Source organism: Vibrio sp. 10N.261.51.F12 (assembly GCF_041471725.1).
GTDB lineage: Bacteria > Pseudomonadota > Gammaproteobacteria > Enterobacterales > Vibrionaceae > Vibrio.
In genome coordinates this window covers 43,161-50,073 of sequence record NZ_JBFROV010000030.1, presented here as the reverse complement: position 1 = coordinate 50,073, position 6,913 = coordinate 43,161, and the positions used below count along the sequence as shown (strand labels likewise).

At 43.3% G+C, this 6,913-nt stretch carries 7 protein-coding genes and 2 tRNA genes; 6 read left to right on the top strand and 3 right to left on the bottom strand.

Annotation, left to right across the window (positions count from 1 at the left end):
- The first annotated feature begins 127 nt into the window (after positions 1–127).
- The 3 genes from AB4405_RS16665 to AB4405_RS16655 all read left to right on the top strand — a co-directional run bounded on the left by AB4405_RS16665 (position 128) and on the right by AB4405_RS16655 (position 965).
- Positions 128–204, top strand: a tRNA-Asp gene (locus tag AB4405_RS16665).
- 36 nt (positions 205–240) lie between these two features.
- Positions 241–317, top strand: a tRNA-Trp gene (locus AB4405_RS16660).
- 339 nt (positions 318–656) lie between these two features.
- Positions 657–965, top strand: coding sequence for a hypothetical protein (locus tag AB4405_RS16655; RefSeq protein WP_102471074.1), 309 nt, complete (start codon positions 657–659; stop codon positions 963–965).
- Positions 966–1,002: 37 nt separating this feature from the next.
- Here AB4405_RS16655 and AB4405_RS16650 read toward each other — a convergent pair whose 3' ends face one another.
- The 3 genes from AB4405_RS16650 to rdgC all read right to left on the bottom strand — a co-directional run bounded on the left by AB4405_RS16650 (position 1,003) and on the right by rdgC (position 3,690).
- A complete protein-coding gene (locus AB4405_RS16650; protein ID WP_102471073.1) occupies positions 1,003–1,257 on the bottom strand; it encodes a YfhL family 4Fe-4S dicluster ferredoxin in 255 nt (84 codons plus the stop codon).
- A 1-nt stretch (position 1,258) separates the two neighbouring features.
- On the bottom strand, positions 1,259–2,644 hold the full coding sequence (gene yegQ / locus AB4405_RS16645; RefSeq protein WP_372061896.1) for a tRNA 5-hydroxyuridine modification protein YegQ: 1,386 nt from the start codon (positions 2,642–2,644) through the stop codon (positions 1,259–1,261).
- A gap of 137 nt (positions 2,645–2,781) precedes the next feature.
- Entirely contained in the window at positions 2,782–3,690 is a 909-nt protein-coding gene (rdgC, locus tag AB4405_RS16640; RefSeq protein ID WP_372061895.1) for a recombination-associated protein RdgC, read from the bottom strand.
- A 194-nt stretch (positions 3,691–3,884) separates the two neighbouring features.
- Here rdgC and phoB point away from each other — a divergent pair, with 194 nt between their 5' ends.
- The 3 genes from phoB to AB4405_RS16625 are packed head-to-tail and all read left to right on the top strand — an operon-like array spanning position 3,885 to position 6,857.
- Positions 3,885–4,574, top strand: a complete 690-nt coding sequence (phoB, locus tag AB4405_RS16635; protein ID WP_042500693.1) for a phosphate regulon transcriptional regulator PhoB — start codon at positions 3,885–3,887, stop codon at positions 4,572–4,574.
- A 19-nt stretch (positions 4,575–4,593) separates the two neighbouring features.
- A complete protein-coding gene (gene phoR / locus AB4405_RS16630) occupies positions 4,594–5,892 on the top strand; it encodes a phosphate regulon sensor histidine kinase PhoR (protein ID WP_102471070.1) in 1,299 nt (432 codons plus the stop codon).
- A complete protein-coding gene (locus AB4405_RS16625; protein WP_372061894.1) occupies positions 5,892–6,857 on the top strand; it encodes a PstS family phosphate ABC transporter substrate-binding protein in 966 nt (321 codons plus the stop codon). Before phoR ends, AB4405_RS16625 begins: the two co-directional genes overlap by 1 nt.
- Positions 6,858–6,913: the final 56 nt, after the last annotated feature.

Genomic DNA, 6,913 nt, shown 5'->3' with positions numbered 1-6,913 from the left:
CAGTAGCGCCGATGGTAGTGTGGGGCTTCCCCATGTGAGAGTAGGACATCGCCAGGCTCTAATTTCGTTGTTATCTTTTTAATGAAAGATGAGAACAAGAAATAGCATTATGCTGAATAGACACTGCGGAGTGGTAGTTCAGTTGGTTAGAATACCGGCCTGTCACGCCGGGGGTCGCGGGTTCGAGTCCCGTCCACTCCGCCATTTATTTAGACAAAGTTAAGTCTTTAAAACAACTACAGGGGTGTAGCTCCAATTGGCAGAGCAGCGGATTCCAAATCCGCGTGTTGGGAGTTCGAATCTCTCCACCCCTGCCATATTCAAGGCTCTGACTTAGGTCAGGGCCTTTTTTACATCATATGAAAACCTATCCCTTATAAGACTTATTCTACTTTCCACACCTTTATAGGTAAGCTGAATCAAATCATATTTGACCCTTGAAGCTTACTTCCTAATCTATCTCTACAGATACATGTCCATCTTTATATGAATCAAGCTTCTCTCATATTTGCGACTGGAGAAGTGGCGGTTAGTTGGCTATCTTTATCTGTAATTCAGTGGATTAGTTGTTTTGTCGGTGCTCTTATCTTAGTGGGAACTACTCTACTGCTTTTCTTTGGCGCAAGCCCTTAAAGTTTTAGGTAAGGAATACCGTTATGACAATGATATCAGCACGGCAGTTTTCGAGGTGGTTGAGAGAAAGGTTTGCTTCTGAGAAATCGGGGGTAATTTTAACTCGAGAAGATATTAATCAGCTTTCTGGTCGACAAAGTTTTACGCTAGGGTTTATCAATGATATTCATTTTGAATTGATGCAGCATGGTATTGCGTTTGTAACCGATACCAGCAGAGAGAAATTTTATTTAATCCCAATAAATTCAGCTGAAAACTGGCGCAAAAAGCTAGAAATACAATATGAGAAAGAGCTGTATTGTAATGTCTTTCCAATAGAAAAATCAGGTTAAAAAAAAGCCTTCGTCTGACGAAGGCTTTTTTACTTGTCTAGGCCATGCCTTGAATGACAACAAATTTTTCTAACAATTCATCTTCCGTTTCTATGTGCTGTGGATCGGTGATGATGCAGTTACTTATAGGACAGACTGATTGACATGTCGGTTTATCATAGTGTCCTTTGCATTCCGTACATAGAATAGGATCGATTTCATAGATCTCAGCACCCATAGCAATAGCATCATTCGGGCATTCTGGGTCACACATATCACAGTTAATGCATTTATCTGTAATTAACAGTGCCATATTATTTGCCTGTTGGGTTGCGGGTATCCTGACCATTATTTAGATTACGCATCAACAACGCATAATCAAGCTCCATGTCCGCTGGAACTGGTATAAATACGAAGTGGCCATTGCCTTTCGCATCATCGATGGCTTCTGATTTACGGTTTTCCATTGTTTCTAGCGTAAACACAACGTTGCCGTTAGGTGTCATTAGTTCAAGGCTATCGCCAACAAGGAATTTGTTTTTCACGTCTACTTCTGCAAGATCACCACGGCGCTTGCCGGTGAATTCACCAACAAATTGCTGAGCATCAGAAACAGAATATCCATAGTCATAGTTTTGGTAAGCATCGTGGGTATGACGGCGCAAGAAGCCTTCTGTATAACCACGGTGTGCCAAACTCTCGAGGGTGCTCATCAGAGTTTCATCAAATGGCTTTCCTGCTACTGCGTCATCTATTGCTTGGCGATATAGTTGGGCGGTACGAGCACAATAATAGAAGGATTTAGTTCGACCTTCGATTTTAAGCGAATGAACGCCCATTTTTGTCAATCTTTCGACATGTTGAATAGCACGAAGATCTTTTGAGTTCATGATGTAAGTGCCATGCTCATCTTCAAACGCTGCCATTTTTTCATCAGGACGGTGGCTTTCCGAAAGAAGAACAACCTCATCCGTTGGTTTACCAAGTCCGAGGGTGTTATCAGGACGCTCGTCTTGAACTTCGATTGGGTTAGCCGTTTTAGGATCGAACTCTTCTACGATCTGTCCAGCATCGTTTTCTTTACCCTTTTCAACATTATATTCCCAACGACAAGCATTAGTGCATGTACCTTGGTTTGGGTCTCTTTTGTTGATGTAACCGGAGAGCAAACAACGACCAGAATACGCCATACAAAGTGCACCATGGACAAACACCTCTAACTCAGTCTCAGGACAATGCTCTCGAATCTCTTCAATCTCTTCAAGCGATAGTTCACGAGAAACGATGACACGTTCAACGCCGTTTGCCGCCCAAAATTTTACGGTTGCCCAGTTGACGGCATTTGCTTGAACCGATAGGTGGATGGCCATATCAGGAAATGCTTCGCGGACCATCATAATGAGACCAGGATCAGACATGATTAGCGCATCAGGGCCCATCTCAACAACAGGTTTGAGATCGCGAATAAAGGTTTTTAGCTTTGAGTTATGAGGCTGAATATTGCAGACCACATAAAATTGCTTACCGAGTTCGTGGGCTTCGTTAATGCCAATCTGAAGGTTCTCATGATTAAATTCATTATTACGTACACGAAGACTGTAGCGTGGTTGCCCTGCATAAACGGCATCAGCACCATAAGCGAATGCGTAACGCATGTTTTTAAGGCTGCCAGCTGGAGACAAGAGTTCAGGAGTAAACATTGCTTAATTCTCTATTCTGATTATAAGTCAGGGAAGTACCACCTCATGGTACTAAGGGGCGCAAATTTTACGCTAAAATTGTGGGTATTCCAAGCGCAGAAATATGCCCGGAAGAGCCGGGCATTGATTAGAAAGGATTATTGCTGTGGTAAACCGCCAAATGCGTTATACAGACTTGGTAAAAATGCGCTCAGCTCTCCACATAGCAAAGAGAAGTCAGCGTCAATTCGTGCTGCGGCATCTTCTCTTGGGATATCTTCGTTTTGGTCTTTTAGCTCGTCACTAAATTTCAGGCGTTTGATGCTGCCATCGTCAGCAAAGATAAATTCAATACGCTCCTGCCAGTTAAGGGCAAGCTTGGTCACAAATTTATTCGCCTCAATATGACCAAGGATTTCATCACTAGATAGCTCTTGTTTTTTACAGCGAATGATACCGCCGTCTTCAAGTACCGATTTGAGTTCAGCCTCGTCTAGCATATTGAAGCCTGCTGGTGTCGTGCCAGTCTTTACCCATTCAGTCAGCGTGTTTTCAATTGGCTGCTCTGGAAATGCAGGTATGACCGGTAAGCTGCCCATGGTTTTACGTAGCAGTGCGATCACGTCTTCTGCTTTTTTAAAGCTGCTTGAGTCAACGATAATAAAGCCATCTTTTGGCATTATTACCATGTAGGTTAGGTTACTTCGACTAAATGCACGTGGCAGTAAATCAATGATAATGTCTTCTTTAAGATCGTCTTTTTCTTTTTTCTTAAGGGGACGACCTTCCTGCGTTTCTAATAAATCTACCTTGTTGCTCAATGACTCTTTGATCACTGATGCCGGCAGCATTTTTTCTTCTTTCTTAGCGCAAAGCAAAATACGGTCTTCAGATACATGAGTCATCATGTCGCCATGTTTACCCAATGCAGTAACCCAGCCAAATTTTTGCTTATCTTGGCTACCACATGGTGTGAAACGAAACTCTTCAAGCTGCTGTTCTAGCTTATCAGCGTTAAACTCAAGTTCCTTATTGAAACGATAGACCAAACAGTTTTTAAACCACATATTACTCTCACATTAATAATTGAACGCTGCACATCATAGGCAATTTTTATGGAAATGTCTTAGCCTAAATATTGATTCTGACAATGGGATTTGTGCGAAACTTATATTAAAAATTGTTTTCAATGGTCACAAAAGTGTCATAATAATTACTGATAATGCATGCAGTTGATTAGATTCCATAAGGTTATTCCATTATGTCTAGAAGAATCCTGGTTGTTGAGGATGAAGCGCCAATTCGCGAAATGTTGTGCTTTGTATTAGAGCAGAAAGGCTACCAAGCCGTAGAAGCTGAAGATTACGACACGGCAGTAAATAAATTGGCTGAACCGTTCCCCGATCTTGTCCTTTTGGATTGGATGCTGCCTGGTGGCTCCGGCATTAACTTTATCAAACATATGAAGCGTGAAGAGTTAACGCGTAATATCCCGGTAGTCATGCTGACAGCTCGAGGTGAAGAAGAAGATAAGGTACGTGGCCTTGAAGTTGGGGCTGATGACTATATTACAAAGCCATTCTCACCGAAAGAGTTGGTGGCTCGATTGAAAGCCGTCATTCGCCGAGTCACACCAACGGCGCTAGAAGATGTTATTGATGTACAAGGTTTAAAATTGGATCCTGTTTCGCACCGCGTAACCGCTAATGATCAACCATTAGATATGGGGCCAACCGAGTTTAAAATGTTGCACTTCTTTATGACCCATCAAGAACGAGTGTATAGCCGAGAGCAGTTATTGAATAACGTTTGGGGTACGAATGTGTACGTAGAAGATCGCACGGTTGATGTTCATATTCGTCGTTTGCGAAAGGCATTAGAATCAGCTGGACATGATAAGTTGATTCAAACTGTTCGAGGTGCTGGTTATCGTTTTTCAACCAAAGGCTAGCACTGAACTGGAGAAATAAATGGTTGAACGATTAACATGGAAAAAGCTAGCCTGGGAGCTGGCTTTTTTTTACACCCCTTGGATTATTGTCGGGTGGATGTTTGGCTACATGCCATGGTTACTGCTTGCTGCAACGGTGATGCAGCTTGTATGGCATCTACACAACCAAATGCGCCTGTCAGCATGGCTTTGGGACGAGAAGCGCCTGACGCCGCCGTCTGGTACTGGTAATTGGGAACTATTATTTAATGGCATTTACCGATTACAGCAACGCCAAAGACGTAAGCGTAAAGAGCTAACGAATCTTATTCGACGTTTTAAAAATGGTGCCGAGTCACTGCCCGATGCTGTCGTTGTATTTCGCAGTGAAGGTAATATTGTGTGGTGTAACAAACTTGCTCAGCACTTACTCGGCTTTCGTTGGCCAGGTGACTCTGGTCAGCCAATTTCGAATTTAATCCGAACGCCAGATTTCATAAAATACCTCAATAAAAATGATTTCTCTGAGCCGTTAGAAATGCCTTCACCCTTGAACGTAGAAAGAATGATTGAATTGCGTATCGTGCCTTACACGGAAGGTGAGCACTTGATGGTGGTACGTGACGTAAGTCAGTTGAAGCAACTGGAAGGTATGCGTCGTAACTTCTTTGCCAACGTTTCACATGAACTACGTACACCAATGACCGTACTTCAGGGTTATCTGGAAATGACAGAAGACCCTGACATGGTGGTTGGACCTATGTGGACTAAGGCTCATGGGGTCATGACCGAGCAGCTCAATAGGATGAACAGTTTGGTGAATCAGCTGCTCACACTTTCTAAAATTGAGGCGGCACCAATGCATGAGCTTGATGAGGTTGTTAATGTACCCGCCATGCTTGAAATTTTGGAAAAAGAAGCGGTCAGCTTGAGTGGCGATGATCAACATAAGATAGAATTCGATATCGATAACCGTCTGCGAGTGTTTGGTGATGAAGACCAGCTGCGTAGTGCTATTTCTAACCTAGTCTACAATGCCGTGAAGTACACACCACCAGGGGCTGGAGTCAAGGTCCGCTGGTACCAATCCTCTCAAGGGGCATGCTTGGATGTAGAAGACACAGGTGATGGTATTGAAGCCCAACATTTACATCGTTTAACCGAGCGTTTTTATCGAGTGGACAAGGCTCGGTCGAGAGACACTGGAGGCAGTGGCTTAGGGTTAGCGATTGTAAAACATGCCTTGTCTCACCATGACTCTCATTTGGAGATTCATTCAGAGGTTGATGTTGGGAGTAAGTTTTCCTTTATTCTTCCAGAAAGACTGGTTGTTGAGTAATGACTCATCGCTTTTACGCCATTTTAGCATCATGGACGTTGTTAGTTTCACTGGGAGTGGGGGCAACAGATCTTCCTCGTTATCAGAAGATACCAGGTGTATCGGGTAACCTCTCATCAGTGGGATCTGATACGCTCTCAGGAATGACAACATTGTGGTTAGAAGAGTTTAAGACTATCTATCCAAATGTGAATGCACAAATACAAGCATCCGGCTCTTCAACTGCTCCGCCGGCGCTCGCTGAGGGAACGGCACAGTTTGGGCCGATGAGTCGAGCTATGCGACTTCAAGAAGTGACGGCATTCGAGCGTGAGTATGGCTATAAACCCACAGCACTTAGTGTTGCGATCGATGCAATAGGTATCTTCGTTCACAAGGATAATCCGATCAAAGGGCTTAATTTTGAAGAGCTTGATAGTATCTTTTCTGCGACCTTGCGTTGTGGTGCGTTAGAAAGTGTTCAAACTTGGTCAGATTTGGGTGTTGAGAGTAGTTGGAGTCAACGGCCTATACAAATGTTTGGACGTAATTCAGTATCAGGTACTTACGGATTTTTTAAAAAAAATGCTCTGTGCGGAGGTGACTTTAAGCGAAATGTAAATGAGCAACCCGGCTCTGCTTCGGCTGTTCAATCTGTCGCATCCTCAGTGAATACGATTGGTTATTCAGGTATTGGTTACAAGGTGTCTGATGCACGGCTGCTACCGATTGCCAAGTATGGTAAGCAGTATGTCTATCCGCACCGAGAGAACGTTTTATCTGGTGATTACCCATTGTCACGCTATCTTTATATCTACGTTAATAAAAACCCTAATAAACCGCTAGAGCCCATAGAAGAAGCCTATATCCGTTATATCTATTCTCAAGAGGGGCAACAAATTGTCGAGCAAGATGGCTATGTGCCATTAACCCGATCTTTTGTTGAACATGAGCTATCTAAGGTTGGTCTCTCTCTGTCGCAGTAAGCTTCGTTTCAGTTTCGGTGGTGCAAGTCTGGTGATGTCAGTGATGAGTTATTGAA

What these genes read in the sequence shown, in the direction of transcription:
- phoB (WP_042500693.1), top strand. Translation starts at nt 3,885, where the DNA reads ATGTCTAGAAGAATCCTGGTTGTTGAGGATGAAGCGCCAATTCGCGAA.
- rdgC (WP_372061895.1), bottom strand. Translation starts at nt 3,690, where the DNA reads ATGTGGTTTAAAAACTGTTTGGTCTATCGTTTCAATAAGGAACTTGAG.
- phoR (WP_102471070.1), top strand. Translation starts at nt 4,594, where the DNA reads ATGGTTGAACGATTAACATGGAAAAAGCTAGCCTGGGAGCTGGCTTTT.
- AB4405_RS16655 (WP_102471074.1), top strand. Translation starts at nt 657, where the DNA reads ATGACAATGATATCAGCACGGCAGTTTTCGAGGTGGTTGAGAGAAAGG.
- AB4405_RS16625 (WP_372061894.1), top strand. Translation starts at nt 5,892, where the DNA reads ATGACTCATCGCTTTTACGCCATTTTAGCATCATGGACGTTGTTAGTT.
- AB4405_RS16650 (WP_102471073.1), bottom strand. Translation starts at nt 1,257, where the DNA reads ATGGCACTGTTAATTACAGATAAATGCATTAACTGTGATATGTGTGAC.
- yegQ (WP_372061896.1), bottom strand. Translation starts at nt 2,644, where the DNA reads ATGTTTACTCCTGAACTCTTGTCTCCAGCTGGCAGCCTTAAAAACATG.